The 18,291-nt window shown below is 62.8% G+C and carries 8 protein-coding genes and 2 pseudogenes; 5 read left to right on the top strand and 5 right to left on the bottom strand.

Translation table 11 applies throughout. The features are described 5' to 3' along the window. Positions 1 to 103 (top strand): annotated as a pseudogene (locus tag BM234_RS17335) (IS5/IS1182 family transposase); the annotation flags it as partial. A gap of 53 nt (positions 104 to 156) precedes the next feature. Then, a pseudogene (locus BM234_RS16020) lies at positions 157 to 561 on the top strand (IS5 family transposase); the annotation flags it as partial. A 9-nt stretch (positions 562 to 570) separates the two neighbouring features. Here the strand turns inward: BM234_RS16020 and BM234_RS16015 are convergent. The 5 genes from BM234_RS16015 to BM234_RS15995 form a co-directional block, all read right to left on the bottom strand. Continuing rightward, positions 571 to 1,275: a transposase gene (locus BM234_RS16015; protein WP_245752706.1), complete on the bottom strand. Its 705-nt coding sequence runs from the start codon at positions 1,273 to 1,275 to the stop codon at positions 571 to 573. A gap of 251 nt (positions 1,276 to 1,526) precedes the next feature. After that, a complete protein-coding gene (locus BM234_RS16010; protein ID WP_092066802.1) occupies positions 1,527 to 3,647 on the bottom strand; it encodes a putative bifunctional diguanylate cyclase/phosphodiesterase in 2,121 nt (706 codons plus the stop codon). A gap of 141 nt (positions 3,648 to 3,788) precedes the next feature. Then, complete coding sequence (locus tag BM234_RS17585) at positions 3,789 to 4,262, bottom strand: hypothetical protein (RefSeq protein ID WP_092066801.1); 474 nt, start codon at positions 4,260 to 4,262, stop codon at positions 3,789 to 3,791. Between the two features lie 338 nt (positions 4,263 to 4,600). Beyond that, complete coding sequence (locus tag BM234_RS16000) at positions 4,601 to 6,025, bottom strand: UvrD-helicase domain-containing protein (protein WP_092066800.1); 1,425 nt, start codon at positions 6,023 to 6,025, stop codon at positions 4,601 to 4,603. Beyond that, positions 6,018 to 7,727 (bottom strand): ATP-dependent nuclease, encoded by a 1,710-nt coding sequence (locus BM234_RS15995; protein WP_092066799.1) that lies wholly within the window; start codon positions 7,725 to 7,727, stop codon positions 6,018 to 6,020. Before BM234_RS15995 ends, BM234_RS16000 begins: the two co-directional genes overlap by 8 nt. 243 nt (positions 7,728 to 7,970) lie before the next feature. On the opposite strand from BM234_RS15995, the gene BM234_RS15990 reads away from it, so the two are divergent. From BM234_RS15990 to BM234_RS15980, 3 genes are all read left to right on the top strand, one after another. Next, positions 7,971 to 9,185 carry a metallophosphoesterase family protein gene (locus BM234_RS15990; RefSeq protein WP_092066798.1) on the top strand — a complete coding sequence of 405 codons (1,215 nt, stop codon included), beginning with the start codon at positions 7,971 to 7,973 and terminating at the stop codon, positions 9,183 to 9,185. Further along, the gene (locus tag BM234_RS15985; RefSeq protein ID WP_092066797.1) at positions 9,182 to 12,592 is read left to right on the top strand and encodes an AAA family ATPase; all 3,411 of its coding nucleotides are present in this window, start codon (positions 9,182 to 9,184) and stop codon (positions 12,590 to 12,592) included. The genes BM234_RS15990 and BM234_RS15985 overlap by 4 nt, the downstream gene beginning before the upstream one ends. A 260-nt stretch (positions 12,593 to 12,852) precedes the next feature. After that, positions 12,853 to 18,117 carry an AAA domain-containing protein gene (locus tag BM234_RS15980; RefSeq protein WP_092066796.1) on the top strand — a complete coding sequence of 1,755 codons (5,265 nt, stop codon included), beginning with the start codon at positions 12,853 to 12,855 and terminating at the stop codon, positions 18,115 to 18,117. Positions 18,118 to 18,291 lie beyond the last annotated feature (174 nt).

The following is an 18,291-nucleotide window of genomic DNA, read 5'->3' as shown; positions in this document are numbered from 1 at the left end:
CGCGAGAGACCCAGACCGCCAAACCGCCGAGATCCACGTCCGCATTGCATTAATGAACCGCTTCAATGCCCTCGGCTCTGCCGAGATCATTCGCGTGGCATAACGCCAGCGGGGTAAGGGGAAGTCATGCCTCAGCCGTGAGTTCTGCAACGATGCCGAACCAAGGGTGGCATGAACACGAAACTGCACGCCATCTGCGACAGCTATGGACGTCCGCTCAATCTGTTCGTGACCGCCGGTCAGGTCAGCGACTACATCGGTGCTCTTGCACTGCTGAGCAGCCTGCCAGATGTCGAATGGCTGCTTGAGGATCGCGGCTATGACGCTGATTGGTTCAGAGGAGCGTTGAAAGACAAAGGGGTACGCGCCTGCATCCCGGGTCGTAAGCAACGCAAGACAGCAATCCGATACGACAAGCGGCGCTACAAACGCCGCAACCGCATCGAGATCATGTTCGGCAGGCTCAAGGACTGGCGGCGTGTCGCAACCCGCTATGACCGCTGCCCCAAAGTCTTCCTCTCCGCAATCGCCCTCGCTGCACTCGTCATCTACTGCCTATGAGTCCTGAACCTAGGATTTGATCTGCGATCCTGCCATAGTGCGCATCAGCAGTGTATTGGCGGCCGCGTAAAGAGTTGCGCGAACACATCGATCGCCAACTCTGGATGTGCGCCCCGGGTTGTCGTGTTCGCCCGACTGATATCTTCGTGGTTTCAGGCCGAAGTGCGCGGCAACGTTACGGGATCTTTTGAAACGGGTGGGGTCATCGATCGCGGCCTTGGGGGTCAATGCTGCTATCGGACCAACACCCGGCAGCGTCATCATCCGTAAGCAGACTTCATCACTCCTGGCCGCCAGATCGATTGTCCTGTTGAGCAAGGCTTTGCGACAACTGAGCAGTGCGCGCGTGCCATGCGCTTCCCGGCTCTTCTTATGAACCGGGCTAAACCAGCCAGTTCTCAGGATATGAGCAATGCCGCGGGCATCGTTCCTGTCGGTCTTGTTCCGCATTGCTGACAAGGCGGCGCAGACCTGGTGCGTTTCCACGCAGACGACATCAAAGCCATTGTTCGTAAGAAGATAGAACAAGTGCTGGCTCGTCGTGCCGGCCTTGAATCCGATCCTTGCAACCGGGTGTGAGAAGCTCGCCAAGCAATCGGTGATCTCACCGACCTGGCAGACCAGATCGCGCCCGCAGGCAACGCTACCACTGGCGTCCACTACGCACAGCGCACACGATCGCAGCGACACATCCAGTCCGGCAAAATACTCCATCGTCATTCTCCCGTGTTAACAGACATCCTGTGATCATATCGGGAGATCGACCTCAGATTGGGGTCAGCCTAATTACGCATGCTATGGGCCGTTCACACTCAACGCCCCTAATCAGCAACCGCGAGAAGTCGAGCCGGTTACAGACAATGAGGGCATGGCCGCTCTCACCAGTTATTCGGGAAGCCTCAGTGTTGAGACGTCGGGTTGCCGGTTATCCTGATTTCACCGCTGCCCGATTTAGGCGCTTGATCTCATGCCTGCTTGCGGGCGGCGCGCGCCTCAGCAGTAGTGGAAAGGAAATGGCCTGTATTGGTCCCATCCATTGGGCGTGACAGTCCGAAGCCTTGCAGAAAATCACACCGCATTGCCTGCAGGATTTCGATGTGCGCGGCAGTCTCCACACCTTCTGCGACGACCTTGATCCCAAGCATGTGACCGATACCGATTATGTTCTTCACCAGGTCCCTTTGACGTTCCGACGTGTCTATCGGGCTTACAAGTGCATGATCAATTTTCAGTCGCTTTGGTGAAACTGCCAGCAGGCTGGCAATCGACGCATGGCCGCTTCCAAAATCGTCAATTTCAATATTGATGCCCAGTTCGTTGACTACGTCAAGGTTCCGATCGACCACGTTGTTCTTCGTGTCCAGGAACGCCGATTCCAGCAACTCGAAAGACAGCATCCCCACCGGAATATCGAAGGTACGTAGCTGATCGGCAAATGTGGGATCGTTCAGCCGGCTGGCTGAAACATTGACCGAGATCGGCGGAACATGGATCCCGGCCCTCTCCCATTTGTTGATGTCATGAAGCACGCGGCGCAGCACCACGTCGTCGACGTCTGGAAGGATGCCCATGTCCTCGGCAACACCGAGGAATTGGTGCGGCATGAACAGGCCGAACGCCTCTCTCTCCCACCGCACGAGCGCTTCGAGACCCGATAGCTCGAGTGTGGCCGCATCGAATTGGGGCTGGTAATGGCAGGTAATTTCGCCTTTTTCGATACCGGCCGCGAGTGCGTCGAAGGTGTGCTTCCGGCAGCGCGCCTCCTCCTTCATCGAAGGTGAATAGAAGCGATACCGCCCGCGGCCGGCTTTTTTTGCCTCATAGAGAGCGAGATCTGCGTTGATGAAGAGGCTGTTGTCTCCGGCTTCGCAGTTTTTGGAGGTTGCGATGCCCACGCTGATGCCGACCGCGCATTTCTGGGAGCGATATTCGAACGGCAGGCACATTTCGCGGATGATCGCCTCCGCAGTGGTCTGCAATGCTTGCTCGTCCAGGGCTTTGAACATCAAGGCCACGAACTCGTCCCCTCCCACGCGAGAGACAAGAGCATCGCCTGTTATGTGTCGCCGCAAAATATCGGCTGCATGTTGAAGCGTTGCGTCTCCTGCATCATGACCCAGCGTGTCGTTGATCTGTTTGAAATGATCAATGTCGAAGTGCAGAACGGAGACCCCACTTCGGCTATTTGCGACATGCTCCGAAAAGACTTCATCCAATTTCCGTCGGTTGGCGAGTTTTGTCAGTGCGTCGTGCCGGCTCTCATATTCCATGAGCGCCCGAGCCTTTTCGAGTTCCTCGGTCTGAAGCTTGTCATGCGTAATATCGATGTTTACGCCATAGTAGCGCGGACCCGTTTCGGCATTGTCTACGAACTTTGCAAGAGCCCGTATATGGATGGCCTCGCCTTCCGTATTCAGGATTCGATAATCTCGCTCAATGTCCAGCTTTTGTTCAACGCGGTCAGCCAAGTAAGGGTATACCTCATCTCGATCATCCGGATGAACGTATTGAAGCCAGTCTTGCCCCGGGCGATTATTCTTTCCATCCTTGACGGCCAGCATTTGAAGCATGCGATCATCCCAGTAGGCCTCGCCCGTATCGAGGTTCAGCTCCCAACGCCCCATCCCCGCGGCTTCCATGGCGACGGCCAAGCGTTGCGTCATGCGCTGGCTTTCCAGTTCGACGGTCTTGATGTCAGTGATGTCGGTGTCCGTACCGACAATACGCGCTGGAAGGCCGGCTGGATCGCGGCGCACCACGCGCCCCCGGCTCAGGAACCAGACCCAATGCCCATCCTTGTGCCGCTGGCGAAACTTGTAGTTGATAATGTCCGTCTCGCCAGCATCAATCTGGCGCCATTCTTCGTGCAGGTGAGCGACGTCGTTCGCATGAATGGTGGTGAACCACTCTTCCGTGGAGAGGGGGATGTCATCGTCGATCGTGAGGCCACGCAAGGTACGCCAGGTATCCGAAAGGTAATGCTGGTTACGCTCGAAATCGTGGTCCCACACCGCTTGATTGGCGCTCAGAACAGCTGTTATCCACCGACTATCCGTCTCCGTTTCGCTGATGCGGTCGCAATTCATGAACGATTCCAGTCGAAATACGGCGAGCAAGTGCAGCGAAGCGTAGTGCCTTCCGAAACGAGTCCGGATCCGCAAAGTCAATGCACGCGTCAGCTTCTTTAAAATAGACGCCAGATTTGCTTTCAGAATACAAATCGAACGTTAAGTGTCTGTTACCGCCTCACGAGCCACGCCCCGGTCGCCGTGATAAAGCGCTTGGCGAAGGGTGTGTTGAAGGAGTCCTTCCCGGCGCAAGTCCATGGCCGCAACATCCGAGCTGCGGGCACCTGCGATGGAACGAGCACGTTCGAAAGCCTCGATCTCGAACCAAGCGAGGGACTCCAAGATCCATGCTTGCGTTTTCAGCGTCATTGCCATCGTCGTCTCCGCGTCTGCGGCGAAGACCAGGTCGCTCATCTCGGTGAGGCGGCGGGCCAGGAACTTCGCGTCGCGGAGGACGTGGGTGCGCAGCGAGAAACACAGGAACGACTTTTTCGATGGGGTGCAGATCCCGTTTCCGGAAACGCAAGAAGCCGCGCCAGCCAGGCCCCTACGGGGACGGGACAGGCGTCTGCGCCAGAAGTAGCCTGAGCGGCGGATCTCGAAGTGAGGTGGAAAGCTCCGATTCCGGGGCATGCAAATGCCCTCCTGTGCACGCGATGTGCACCGCCGGGTGCACCAAAATGTGCACCTCGTCGTCGAGCTTCGATTCCGAAGCGGGGAATCACAATGATTTCAGAGGGTAGCTGAGATTTTGGCTCCGGCGGTAGGGGACGGAGCGCGAGACAGAAAATCCAGTAAAATCAACGGTGCGGCCTCTGCAAGCGCACCAGATGGTTAAGTTTGTGCACAATCGCAAGCAGCATACAAGTGTAATTCTCTTTAGAGCGCGCGTCGATCAGGCCGTTTGAACTCTGATAGCTGACAAAGCGCGATGCCCAAGGTTTCGCCACCTGGAATGCTGCCCGGTATTATCATCCCAAGAGGTGGGAGGGCGAGCAGACCACCAGTTTCCTTGAGCCTCGAGTCAATGAGACGTAGAGGTTCTTCCTGTTTTTCGCTGGATCACGGTCGAAGTCGCTCGCATCAAGGATCACTGCGACATCGCCTTCGAGCCCCTTCAGTAAGAGGGGACTTCCTACGGCTCTTGTTGGCAACCGTCGCCCGAGGACACGTTGCTGTTCGCGGATACGCTTTGCAGCCTCCAGAAAGCTGACATCGGGGCCGGACGATTGGAGGGCCTTGATGCAAGCGCGCAGGATTTCTGGCCGGAATGTCCGGGCACCCTGCGCAGCCTCAAGAGCCCTAAACAGGGCGATGAGGGAGGCGGCATCCCCAATTTCTCGGAATCGTATAGCCGCAAGTTCGTGCGCCTCAGGCGGTGCCCGGTGCCGACCCGCGGCGATTGTTGTCGCCCGGGCAGCGATGCCTTCACGATCGACCCCTGTCATGACCGCAAAGGCGAAGTCGAGAGCGGCTTCGAGATTTCCCGGAGCGACGAGACCGACCTCGCCTGCGAAGTCCGTGACATCCGTAAGATCGACGGCTTCGACCGTCACGGCCCCCGGTGTTTGCTTCGCCAGCTTCCGTTGCAGTTCCTTTTGAGTCCCACCTGTCATGATCAGGACTTCTCCTCCGGCCCGGGGAGATCGAGTGAGACAAGCGAGACGCTGCTTTTCGTGATCGGATACACCGTCCAGTCGAATCCAAGAGACGTCGGGGGGAGCCATTCTCAGGTCGATCCGGCTACCAGCCTTCAGCGTGCGACGCGCCGCGAGAAGCCAAGCCCCGAGCTCATGGGCGCCAGCATTTTCCCATCGCCAGGGTCGAGTCAGTTCAGCGACCAATGGAAAGTTCCCCACCACGTCGGCATCCCAATCCGGGTGGCGGCCGCGCCAGTTGAAGATTTCCTGCATCGGATCGCCGAGGACGACGGTCGGCAGAACGGTCGCGAGATGACAAACCACGACATGCTGATCAGGATCGCAGTCCTGATATTCGTCGACGATGACCCGGCTGTAGCTTGCGAAGAGAATGTCGTCTACGTGCCGACCAGTGAGAAAACGCGCGATCGCCGCCTTGATGGCTGGGTAATCCTCTCCAGCATTTTCGAGGTCGAGGTGTGCAGGCGCAATACCGGACTGCGCAGGAAAGGTCTTTAGGATGCGAAGGGCCCAGCCGTCGATCGTAGACAGCCGGTAACGGTCTTTTGGCACCAGATGTCGCGACAATCGATGCCGAAGCGCGGCAATCCCAGCGTTGGTGTGAGTCAGCACAAGGACAGGTTTCGGGCCGGCATGGCGGCGCAGAGCGGAGACGATCAGTTCTGTCTTGCCGCAGCCTGCGGGTGCCTCCACTGTGCCCCGGGCCACGTCCAAGAGATTGATGTCGTTAGGCATTGAGTGTCCAGCGGCGTATTTGCCCTGTCGTTAACCTGAACGGGTCCCCCGCAACGAGGTTCGGCCCGATGATTTCGCGCGCCGCACGCTCCATCGCACCCACGGTCTTGAACCAACCCGACTTCCTTCCCGACGCCTTCCCCAAGGCCTCTCGAGAGATTGGACTGAGCTCGCCCGCCAGTGCCTCTTCTCGGATCGACGCAATGCTGACCATGTTGCCTGAGGCAGAAGAAAGCTGTGCATCCAAGACCTGCTGCTCCATGTCTTCGAGAGCTAAGTCGAGGAGGGCGATGGCCGCGCCAGACGGGACCGATGCAAAAATCTCCGCTTCGATTTTCCGACCCTCCTGCCACTTGAAGACCTCGCCGGACAACTCGAACACGGCTTCCTCAACAGGGTCCGGACGCTTGTCGTCATCACGTAGAAGGGCCGTCCTATAGCCGAGCGCTACAAAGGCCGAGGCCCGCTTCAACATCTCGTCTCCGCCGCCGCTGACGAGGCAGGTGCCCGCAGCGTGGAAGGACGGCTTTCCGCGGTCAGCACACCACTGGTCTATCCCCCTTACAAACCCAACTTCCGTCGCCCCTTCGCAGACCAATACAGACTTGGCGAGGAATGCCTCTGGGAAGAGCCGCGCCGTTCCCTGCAACTCAGTGTGGTCTCCGGCTCGTTTCAAGACTGGACCATGACTGCCACGCCGCGCGATTGTCAAAGGCGTCAGACCGAGTTCCCGAACGACTACAGGCGAATGACTGGTCATAAATACTTGGAGTGAAGGTTCGGACTCCTTCGCGCCGAGCGCGTTCAGGAACTGGATGATCCGGTGCGGCTCGAGCCCATGTTCTACTTCATCGACCAGCACGATCGCCGATCCAGACGCGGCTTCCGTCTGCAAACCGGCGATCAGGAGGCGTGTCGATCCGATACCCATTCCTTTCAGCGGTATGCCGTTGGCATTGTGGAGGGAGATCGTGCCGGCCGACACGGAGACCGAATGGGCATCCAGTTCGGCATGGAGGTCGCTCCCTTCTCCAATGCCCAACCCGTCCGCCACTTTCTTTACCTTTGCCAGCCCTTCCGATAGCTGCTCGTCCGCCGTGCTGCCGAATTGTGCACGTGCGTCACGCGCCGCAGCGAGCAGGATCGCGGATGCGTCGGCCTTCTCATCTGATAGCTTGTTCAAGACGGACCCCCGCTTCCAGGAGAGGTTCACGTCCGAAAACGAGCCGATCCGCGTCGGGGCGATGTCCTGCCGGTCGGACCAAGCGAGGTAACGCTCGCTCCCAAGTGCAGCCGCTCGATCGGAGACCAGTGTCCAGAACGGCTCGAGGTCCGCACCCACCGTCAATCTGAGGCACAAAACCGTTTCGAGACCGGCCTGCGGCTCATCTTCAATCTCTCCGCTTTCGGCATCGAAGCCGCGCAGAAAGAGGCCGTAGGCGTCGAGGGTCTTTAGGCGGTCAGACAATGCGCCGAGCGTGATGGTAATCTCTATCGGCGTATCGACTGAGAGATCGGTGAAGTCCGCGTCGGTAAACTGGATCGTGCGCCTCGCCCCCATGCAGAGATCAATGGCGTCAAGGATAGTCGACTTGCCACTGTCGCCCGGGCCCACGAGGCAATTGATGCCTGGTGTCGGGAACCAAGACCGGCTTCTGATGCACCTGAAATTCAGAACTTCGAGTTTTCGTATCTGGGCCATGCTCGTCCGCGGATTGTCTCGAATTCTTTTACCGCCAAGATCGCGTCAAGCCATTCATTTTCTTCGTCTCTCTTGAGTCGGTTGCAATTAGCACGTGCCTCGACCAGTCCGCCTGATGCTCAATCTACCTCGACGTCGCATGCCACGGGTCATGCGTCCAGATAAGTTGAGGATCGAAAAGACGCGAGCTCGTGGACGAAGGGGGCGCGCAACCCAGCGCAATGAGTTGAGGTCTTCAAGCGAATGAGTATCCTTCCGCGCATGCGCATTTTGCACGCCTCTGATCTTCACCTCGATTCTCCGCTCCGTTCCGTGGCGCTTCGTGATCCCATTCTCGGGGAACGATTGCGCACGGCGTCGCGGGACGTCCTGCGGCAAATCGTCGATATCGCTATCGAGAAAGAGGTCGATGCGCTGGTTTTGGCAGGGGATGTTTTCGACAATGGCGTGCCTGATGTCGCAGCGAGGACGGTGCTGACGGTAGCGTTGTCGCGACTGGGTGCTGCTGGCATCCCGGCGATCCTGATCCGCGGCAACCACGACGGGCTGCTCGATCATGGGCGATACGGCCCACTCGGGGATAATGTGATGCTCCTCGATCATAACCGGCCCACGGTTGACGTGGGCGGCGTGAGCTACCACGGCCTGTCGCATGGCGGCCAGCCCGAGACGCGGAGCTTCCTGCCCCGATATCCGGCGCCAGTTCCAGGACGGATCAACGTTGGCGTAATGCACTGCTCGCCGGACGGGACGAGCGGGCATGATCCCTACGCGCCCTGCTCGGTCTCCGAGTTGCTCGGCCACGGCTACGACTATTGGGCGCTGGGGCACATCCACAAGCGACAGGAGTGGCGCGGCGATGGCGTGCTCGCGGTTATGGCAGGCATTCCCCAGGGTCGGCACATTCGCGAGACGGAAGGTGGTTCGGTTACGCTTGTCGAGATCGACGGTCATGGAGCGCGGGCCGAAGCAATCCCCGTCGAACTGGTAGCATTTCGCGAGATCGAGGTGCCTATGCCAGCGGAAGAGGCGCAGGATGCCCAGGCTGACCGGGTGCGCGAAGCGCTGGCTACCGCCCGCGTCGGCGATGGCCCGTCGGTGCTGCGGGTCACGCTATCGGGGCCCGGTGCGCAGGTCTACTCGGCGCGTTCCGGTGAGGCGGCGCGCTTCCTCGGGGTGCTGGCCGAGGACTTGGAGGGACTGCATCTCGATCGCGTGATCATTAAGCCCGGACAGGCGCCCGCCGCGCCCGCTCTCGTCGGTGATCTCGCGGCCGCGATGCGGGAGGAGGCGCTAAGCCCCGGCTTCAGGGATGAGGCGGAGCGGTTGCTGACGGACCTCCGGGACGTTTTGCCGGCAGAATTGCGCGAAGTGCTTGACCCCGGAGAGTTGGATGACCTGATAGAGGAAGGCCTGGCGGCCGTCGCGGCGCGTCTGGCACTGGCGGAGGGAACATGAGGCTGCGCCGGCTCGACCTCGCGCGCTACGGCCGCTTCGAGGGCATTTCTCTGGATTTCGGAGCCGCGGGCGAGAGGACGGACGTCACGGTCGTCTTCGGACCCAACGAGGCCGGCAAGAGCACCGCCTTCGCCGCCTGGCTCGACTTGCTCTACGGGTTCCAGAGGCAGGGCCACCCGTATGCCTTCCGCTTCGAGCGCAAGGACCTGCTCGTCGGGGCCGAGGTCGAGACGGCGGAAGGGCCGCTCGTGCTGCAACGCACTGCACGAAACACCGGCTCCCTAACAGATGACGGTGGACGCGAGATGGCCGAGCACCGCTTGGCGGCATTGCTCCATGGGCTCGACCGGGACGCCTACCGCACCCGCTTTTCGCTGGACGATGCCGTGTTGCGGTCGGGCGGCGAGGAAATCGCCGCCGCGAAGGGCAATCTCGGCCGCCTACTCCATGCCGGCACCAGTGGGCTTTCCGGCTTGTCGCGCGCGCTGGACGAGGTCAGCGAGGATGTCGAGCACTTCTACAAGAAGGGCGGCAGCGCGCAGGTGCTCCCGGTCGCGAAACGACGGCTGAAGGAGCTGGAGACAGAGATGCGCGAGCGGCGGCTCTCGCCGATGCGCTTTGACGAACTCCGCACCGAGGCGGCGGCCCGCGAGGCGGCCGCGCAAGATGCGCGCGAGGCCGTGGCCGCGTCGCGCCGGGCGATCGCCTACGCCGAGGCGGCAGCGCGCCGGCGGGACCTTCGTGCGCGTCAGGCTGATCTGGCAGAAGCTCTGGCGAGCTATCCCGCCGGTCCCGACCTGGCGCAGGGGGCCGCGCATGAGGTGGTGCGCGTCGCCGCGAAAGCGCGAGAGGCCGCAGAACGAGAACGCCGCGCCACGGAGGATCGTGCCGAAGCGTCCAGGCTGCTGTCGGAGGAGCTGATGCCCGATCCGGAAGGGCTCGATCTTGGCCCGTTGCTCGACGATCTGGACGGGCTGCGGTTCGACGACCAGCCGCTGCTGCTGCGCGTTGCGGGGGCCGAGGCAGATCTGGAGAAACGACGCGCAGAGCGCGACCGACTCGCGACAGCGGCTGGCGCGTTGGCGGGACGCTTGGGCGGCCCAGAGGCGGCAGCTGAAGACATGCGTCTTGCTCCGGCAACGCTTGATCTCCTGGCGTCGCAGCTTCAGGAGGTGAGGGACGCGGAGCACGATCTGCGCGGCGCGCAGGAGGCACTGGCCGACGCGGAGGATGGGCAAGGCGATGCGCCGCGCACCCCACAGGGAGAAGCGGCTCTGGCCGAGGCGTGGGACCGCCTGAGCACCAAGGCCCCGGATGTGGAGGCCCTTCGAGAAAGAGAGGCGGAGGCCGTCTCGGCGACCGAGATGGCGGCGGCGGGCCTTCCAGAAGGCTGGAAGACAGATGTGGCGCCGGAGGGCCTCCCGACCGAGGAGGAGGTCTCGGCGACGGTGCAGGCGGTAGCGCGAACCGCCGATGCACAGGCGGTTGCGGAGAAACAACGCGACGATGCGATTGCCGCGCGTGAAGCAGCCGAAGCGTGCTACACTGCCGCCGCGACCAACCCCGCAGCGATGGACATCGCGGAAATCCAGCGCCGCAGGCGCGCGCGGGAACACGCATGGTCCACCCACCGCGCGGCCCTCGATGAGGAAACAGCCGAGACATTCGAGGCCGCGATGCGCGCTGACGACGAGGCCACGGCAGCCCACGCGGAGGGGGCCGAGGCGCGCGCCCTACTGTTGCGCCGGTCCGAGGAGCTTGAAATGGCCCGCGCAGAGGAGGCCGTCGCCGGGCGTTCCGCCGTGGCAGCACTGGCAGAGAGCGAGGCCGGGAGTGACCGGCTTGCGGCGCTCGCGCCGCGTCTCTTGCTCGACCCAAGCACCCCGCCGGAGTCGTTTCTGCCGCGCCGCCGGGAGCTGACGCTCGCGCTGGAGGCGGCAGAACGGCAGCGCGCCGCCACTGCTGCACTCGGGCGGGCGGAGGAGCGAAAGGCAGATCTGGAACTCAATGTGAGAGAGGCTCTGGCGGGGAGCAGTGCGTCTCTGGACGACATGCCCCTTGGCGTCGCCGCGAAGGCGCGACTGTCGGAGCTGCGCGAGGCCGGGACGGCCCTCGCGCGCTGGCAGACCAAAGAGGAACAGAGGGCCGAATTGGACCGGAAGGTGAAGCGTGCGCAGGAGCGGCTCGCGGCGCGCAAGGAAGCTCTGGCCGAGGTGACAGCAGGAACCTGGGCCGCGCGGATGTCCCCGGTCGCCCTGCGCGAGGCCCTGCCGGTGGCCGCCGAGCTCACCAATACCCTGGATCAGGTGCGCGAACTGGATCACCGGATCGGGCGTATGGAGCAGGCGCTGGAAACCTTCGAGGCGGTCGCACCGCGCATTCGCGAGGTAATCGGGCCTGCCGTCACCGCCGAGGCGCTGGTGCGGGCGGCACGCCAGCGCCGGACCCAGGCGGAGCGCATTGCGGCGGAGATCGTCGCCGCCACCAAGCAGCGTGACGACGCTGCAACCGCGGTAGAACACGCACGCGCGGCGCAGGAGCTGGCGGCAAGGCGCATATCGGGATTACTGGCCGGTCAGGAAATGCCCGACGACGTGTCGCCCGACCAACTTGTCACCAGGCTCGAGGAGCGGGACAGCCTGCGTCGCGAGCGACAACGCGCGGAGGCGGAGATCTCCGAGACCGGACGGGACCTCGATGCGGTGAGGCTCGACGAAGAAGAGGCGATCCTCGATCCGGCTCGACGTGCCGGACTCGCTGACGACCTGACACGCGCCGAAGATGCGAGCGCTGCCGCGGACCGAGAAGCCGGCGCCGCGCAGCAGAAGCTTGCCTCCGCTCTGAAGGCCGGCGGCGGGGCGGAGGCCGATCAAGAGCGGGCCGCGATCCTGGAAGACCTGACCGGCGGCGCACGAGAGGCGATAGCGCGCGCGATCGCCGCAGCAGCTGCGCGGACCGCTTTGCGGCGTCTTGGTGAAAACCGCCGGGGCCCGATGCTGGCCGACACCGAGGCTGCGTTCCGCCGGCTAACCGGCGGCGTCTGGTCCCGGCTCGACACATGGGTGCAGGGGCAGGACGAAAGGCTTGTCGGGATCTCTGAGGGACGTTCGGTGCCGGCCGACGGGATGTCGACGGGAACGCGCGCACAACTCTATCTCGCGCTGCGCATCGCGGGCAACGCGGCCTTCGTGCGCGACGCCGGGCCGCTGCCATTCGTCACGGACGACATCCTTGAGAGCTTCGACGATCAGCGCGCCGCCGCCGCCCTCGATCTGACGGCAGAGTTGGGCAGCCGCGGACAGGCCATCCTGTTCACCCATCACGCGCATCTGGTGGAGATGGCACGCGACCGGATCAGCGGTGTGCGGGTGATCGAGTTGCCCGGCCGGGATGTCGCAGCGGCCTGAACCGGACCTCATGGGATGGTGGCGAGACGCGCCGATTGATTATTCCTTGTCGAGCAAATCGTTGTCAGCAGAGATGGGCGACAATGCCGTGTGATAACCAAGACGAGGAATACCAGGCCCAGACAAGGCTGACATTTCCTATCAGCGTTGGCATTCTGTCCACTATGTCCGTCGTGTAGCCGAATCGGGACCTGAAATCTTCTCTCGGGAAGGCCCAACGCTTCGGCAGGACAGACAGAGGCAAGGAGAGCGAATTTCATATGGAAGATCATTTCGCCCCCCCCGAGATGACCCTCGAGGATCGTCAGAAACTCGCCGGACTGCTCGGCTTCGCGGAAGGCGTTCTGCGCGCCCGCGAGAAAGTCCAGATGGAAATGCAGGCGGGCCTCGGGGTCTTTCACGAAAACGATTTTCACGAAGCGCCGGGCGTTCACCTCGACTGCGACGACGGTGCCTGGATGCGGATCGAACGGCAGCGCGAAACCGCGCCACCTGACGCCGTGGAGCACGTCGCCGCGTTCTTCGTCTCCAAGCCCAAGGACCCCATGAAGGCGCCGCAGATGCGCTCCGCGATCTCTGTCGAGGTCAACATCGAAGAAGCGTCCGATCTCTGCGAGGGCGGTCTCCTCGATCCGGATGATGTGCGCCCGATCATCGAGAACGGCGTCACGACGGAAAGCCGCGTAAAGGTGATCCTGCACGCCGAAAACCTTCCCGAGATGAGGCGGGACTTTGTGAAATATGTCGGTGGCCCCTGGGCTGAATGGGCCAAGCACGAAAAACCGGTTCGCCGGACCATCGATCTCTACAACAATCTCTTCTCCATCCACTCCGCAATCCACACCTCCGAGGGCGCCCCCCCTGAACTCGTCTGGGGAATCGGCGTCGGCCGCTGGAAACATCGCGGCGCGAAGATAGACATGCCGGTCATTGAGCAGCTCGTCGACATAGACCTCGAGCCGGGCGGCGTGATCGCTATCCGGCCGCGGGATCTTGCGCCCGGCCTGTCCCTGAAGCCCTACATCGAGATCGAGGTCGACAACTCACACAAGCTGCAACACACCCTCCAGGGTCAGCTCTCTGTCTTTCTCGATGGCAACCTGGATTTCACGCCCTTCTCGGGCGCGCTCTGGGAACCCCTCCTCGACACGGTGGCCAGCGAGATCGCCAGCGACGGCGAGCACGTGACCCGTGAGATGATGGAAGAGGGCAAGGCGCTGCCTCCCGCCGAAGAACAGTTCCGCGTGACCTCGAGCTGGGCCATTTTCGGCCGCCCGCGCTCCAACGAGGCACGGCTCAACGACCTCGGCGCGCTGCGCAAGCAGATCGATGACGACACGGCCGAGGTGCCCGCCTCACTTCGCGGATACGCAGTCACCCCACCAGACGCCCCCAAGCGCGCAACAAGCGCCTTCGGCCTCGATATGGCGGTGCTACGCGGAGAGACAGACGGCGCCGGATCGACCTACGCCACCGCGGAGCCACGGCCGACAGCCGAAGCCGCAGGCGCGGCGCGCGCCGGCGCGGGCCAGGCCACCGCCGCCGATGGCGGCAACGCTCACCCCGTGCATTTCTTCCCGCTCCCCTTCAACCACGAGCAAGGTCGAATCTCCGATCTGCTCGACGATCCGAAGGTGGCCGTCGCCTGTGTCTCCGGTCCCCCGGGCACCGGCAAGTCGCATTCCATCGCCAACATCATCAGCCACCAGATGGCGCTCGGAAAGCGCGTCCTGGTCACCGCACGAACACCCGAGGCGATCGCGGCCGTCCGTGAGAAGCTCCCGGAGTCCCTGCGGCCCCTCGCCATCGCCTCCGTGGGCACCGACCGCGACAGCGCCCAGCAACTCCAGGACGCGGTCAAGGAGTTGTCGCACGAGGTCGTCACCCTCGACACCGCCGCCGCTGTGGCCCGAAAGGGAAAACTCGAGCAGCAGATCATCGACTGCGACGAGACGGCCGGAAAGGCGGACAAGGCGCTTGCGCGCATCGCGCAGGCCAATCTCGACCGGCTTGAGTGGAAAGGCGACACGCCCACGCCAATGGATCTCGTCGGTCTGCTCGAGGAGGAGGCCCTCGCGCATGGCTGGTTCACCGACGCACCGGATCGCCAGCCACCGGCGCAACTCGACGCGGTGCTCGTGCGGCTCAAGAGCAATCTTCCGGAGCTCGCGGCCGACATCGTCTATGCCGGCGCCACGCTCCCCGACCCATCCGAACTGCCCGGCACCGCCGACCTCATCGCAGCACACAAGGCCGAGCTCGCTTGGAACAACCGCGAGATCGTCGACTACTCCACCGCTCCGCGCATGGCGCGCGACAATGCCGGCGCCGATGAGCAGGCCGCCCGGGTCCTCGCCGAAGCCGAGGCACTCTCCCGCGACATCGATCAGCAGTCTGAAGCCGTGCGCGCCCTTACCCGGCGCGCGCTGAGCAAGAAAGACGGGATCGATCGGACAGACCTGAAATCGTTGCTGGGGTTTCTCTCTGGGTTCAAGGACCTCGATGCCATCATCGTCGTGCGATACGGCCTCGGAAACTGCAAGGAGGATGAGTTCGTCGCTGCCGTCAATCGCGGCGCGGCCGGCCAGAAGCCGGTGGGATTTGGCATCTTCAACGGAGCTCTCAAATCCGCCATTGGCTCGGTCCGCGTGAAAGATGCGGCGCCTGCCTCCGTCGCCGACTGGAGGTCCGTGCTCGACGCCTACCACCTGCGGCGGAACCGGGAACGCATTCTTCTGGCGGTGCGCCCCCTGATCGGTGAAAAACTTGTTCCCGTTCTGCCAGATCGGCCGCATGAAATCGCTCAATACCTGAAAGACAGACAGGCGGAACTCGGCACGGCCCTCGCGACCGCGGAACGTCTGTCTCATGTCTGCACGGCCCTTGAGGCGCTCTTTCCCTTCGGCCTCGATCTCGACGGCTTGCGCAACTCGCTCAATTGCACGGACATCCTCTTCGCGCTCCGCGGCAATCTTCCGGACGGATATGCCGCGCATCCCGCCCTCGATCAGCTTCGGACGCTTTCCGAGGGTGCGACGCTTCCAGTCATAGTCGAGCTCGGCAATCTCGCGGGCGCGCTGGGCCGGGAAGAGACCAATCCCAACGACATCATCGATGCCCGCGCCGCGATCACCACCGAGCTCGGCCGCCTCGCGGAGGTCTCCCGGCGGCTGCAAGAACTGGGCGCCGATCTCGACGCACTCTCGGAGGCCGGCGCGCCAGAATGGCGCGCGCGGCTTGAGGACCGCCCCGATGCCGCGCCAGATCTCATACCCGATACCTGGAAGGAGGCCTGGGCGTGGGCCGAGATGCGTGCCCGGGTCAATCGCATCATCGATCTCGGCAACGGGGACGATCATCGCAAGGCCAAGGCCGACGCCATGAAGCGCCGGCGGCGTCTCTTCGAGGAACTTATCAGGACCCGCACGCTTCTCGGTCTCAAGGAGCGTATGACGCCCTCCATCCGGCAGGCCATGGAAGCCTTCACCCAAGCCGTGGCCAAGATCGGCACCGGTAAAGGCAAGAAGGCGCCGCGGTTCATCCGTGCCGCTCGGGACGCGGCCAAGCGAGCCTCCGCGGCCGCCCCGGTCTGGATCATGCCGGAATACAAGATCCCCGAACAGCTTCCCGCCGATTTCGGCGACTTCGATCTGGTGATTCTCGATGAGGCATCGCAGAGCGACATCACCGCGCTGGCCGCCCTCGCGCGCGGCAAGAAGATCCTTGTCGTGGGTGACGAGGAACAGGTGAGTCCGTCCGTGGTCGGTATCTCGATGCAGAAGATCAACGGGTTGCGCGCAGAGTTCCTCGAGGGGCTGCCGGGCAAAGACCTAATCGACGAAAACTCGTCAATCTTCGAGATCACCAAGCGCATGCACCCGGACAGCCACGTGATGCTGCGCGAGCACTTCCGTTGCGTGGCGCCGATCATCCAATTCTCGACACGCTACTACAACAACGAGCTGGTGCCGCTGCGAGTGCCCAAGGCCTCGGAGCGCTTCGACCCGCCGCTCGCGGATGTCTACATCCCGGGTGCCGCGCGCCAGGGAAAGACCAATGCGTCCGAGGCCCGCTGGATCGTCGATGAGATCGCCCGCCTGATTCAGGACCCGGGACATGACGGCCGTGACATCGGGGTCATCTCCCTTATCGGCAGCGAACAGGCCGAGAAAATCGGCCGAATGCTCGTAGAAGACGATCGGATCGGGCCCGAGAAGATCGAAGAGAGGCACATCATCTACGGCGATGCGCGCACCATGCAGGGGCAGGAGCGTTCTATCGTGTTCCTGTCGATGGTTGCCACGCCGGGCCACGCATACTCCCAAACAAAAAGAGAAGACCAGCAACGCATCAATGTGGCGATGAGCCGGGCGAGAGACCGGCTCTATCTCGTGCGTTCGGTTCAGCTCGAAGACCTCAGGCCAAACGACATCAAGGCTCAGATCCTCCAGCACTTCGCCAACCCGATGCCCGACGGGCGGGTCGTGACCGGCGGCGAGATCGACACGCTACTCGATCGCTGCGACAGCGGGTTCGAACGCGAAGTGCTTCAGATGCTGCTCGACGCCAATTACCGGGTCCGCCCGCAAGTGGCGGCCGGCGGCTTCAGCATCGACCTTGTGGTCGAGGGGGCCGATGACCGTCGCCTCGCCATTGAGCTCGACGGGGACCAGTTCCACGGACCCGAGGTATGGGAGCACGACATGATCCGGCAGGCGGCACTCGAGCGAGCGGGCTGGGTCTTCTGGCGAGTCTTCGGCAGCCAGTGGAAGGCCAACCGCGACTATTGGTGGGCCAACCTGTGCGAGACGCTGGACCGGCTCAAGATCGAGCCAATCGGCGTCACCGCGATCGACGACCGGTTCACCGAGGTAATCCTCATCGATGCATTTGCGCAGGCTGGCGCTGTCACCGGCGAGGCGCCCACGGCAGGTGAGCCTGCCAATGAGGCGCAAGCGTCCGCCTCAGAGGGTGACTCGATGACGATTTTAAGCCAAGCCCCGGCCGATACCACGCGAAAGCCGACACCTTCCTCCACCGCGTCCGAGCCGGAGGACGTAAATTCCGGCGGCTCCGATCGCCCCTCTGCTCATGGCACCTCTGTTACGCCCGACCGCGAAGGCTCGACGGGGCCGGACGCGCCCCGGGACCTCTTCGGCGTCCCGCAGATGGCCCGGCCCGAGCGCAAGCCGGTGCGCTCCGCGCCCCCTCAGCCTGAACTCGCGCTCGGCGGCGCCGCGACGACTAACGACGCCATGCCGCCCCAAGAGCCAGCGATGCGCTCTCAGGCCGATGACAGGCGGGCCGTGGTTACCATCGGATCGACGGTGCGGCTGGAGAAACGCGGCAATCGCGGCGGCAAGATGGAGATCACGCTGGTCGAGGACGGCCATGATGTCGACCTTGGCATGATTGGAGTGCACACGCCGCTGGGCCAGGCGCTGCTCGATGCCGAGGTCGGCGACTACATAGAATACCGCGCCGGCGCCTATCTTCACGAAGTCCGGGTGCTTCAGGTGAATTGAGAGGCTGGACGTGCGGCGGCAAGAAGGTCAGGCATGTCCACCAAGCGGTCCGACCATACGCCGCGGCAGTGACGGTTCGTCCGCTACACCGCCGGTGCGCGTTCACCATCACGACCTTGCGGCTCTTGTAGCTGCGTTCGTGCTTGAAGACTCATTGTTACAATAGCAGGCTAT

Source organism: Poseidonocella pacifica, from assembly GCF_900111875.1.
Taxonomy (GTDB): Bacteria; Pseudomonadota; Alphaproteobacteria; order Rhodobacterales; family Rhodobacteraceae; genus Poseidonocella; species Poseidonocella pacifica.
The sequence above is the reverse complement of the archived record's forward strand: the minus strand, read 5'-3'. Positions and strand labels throughout refer to the sequence as shown.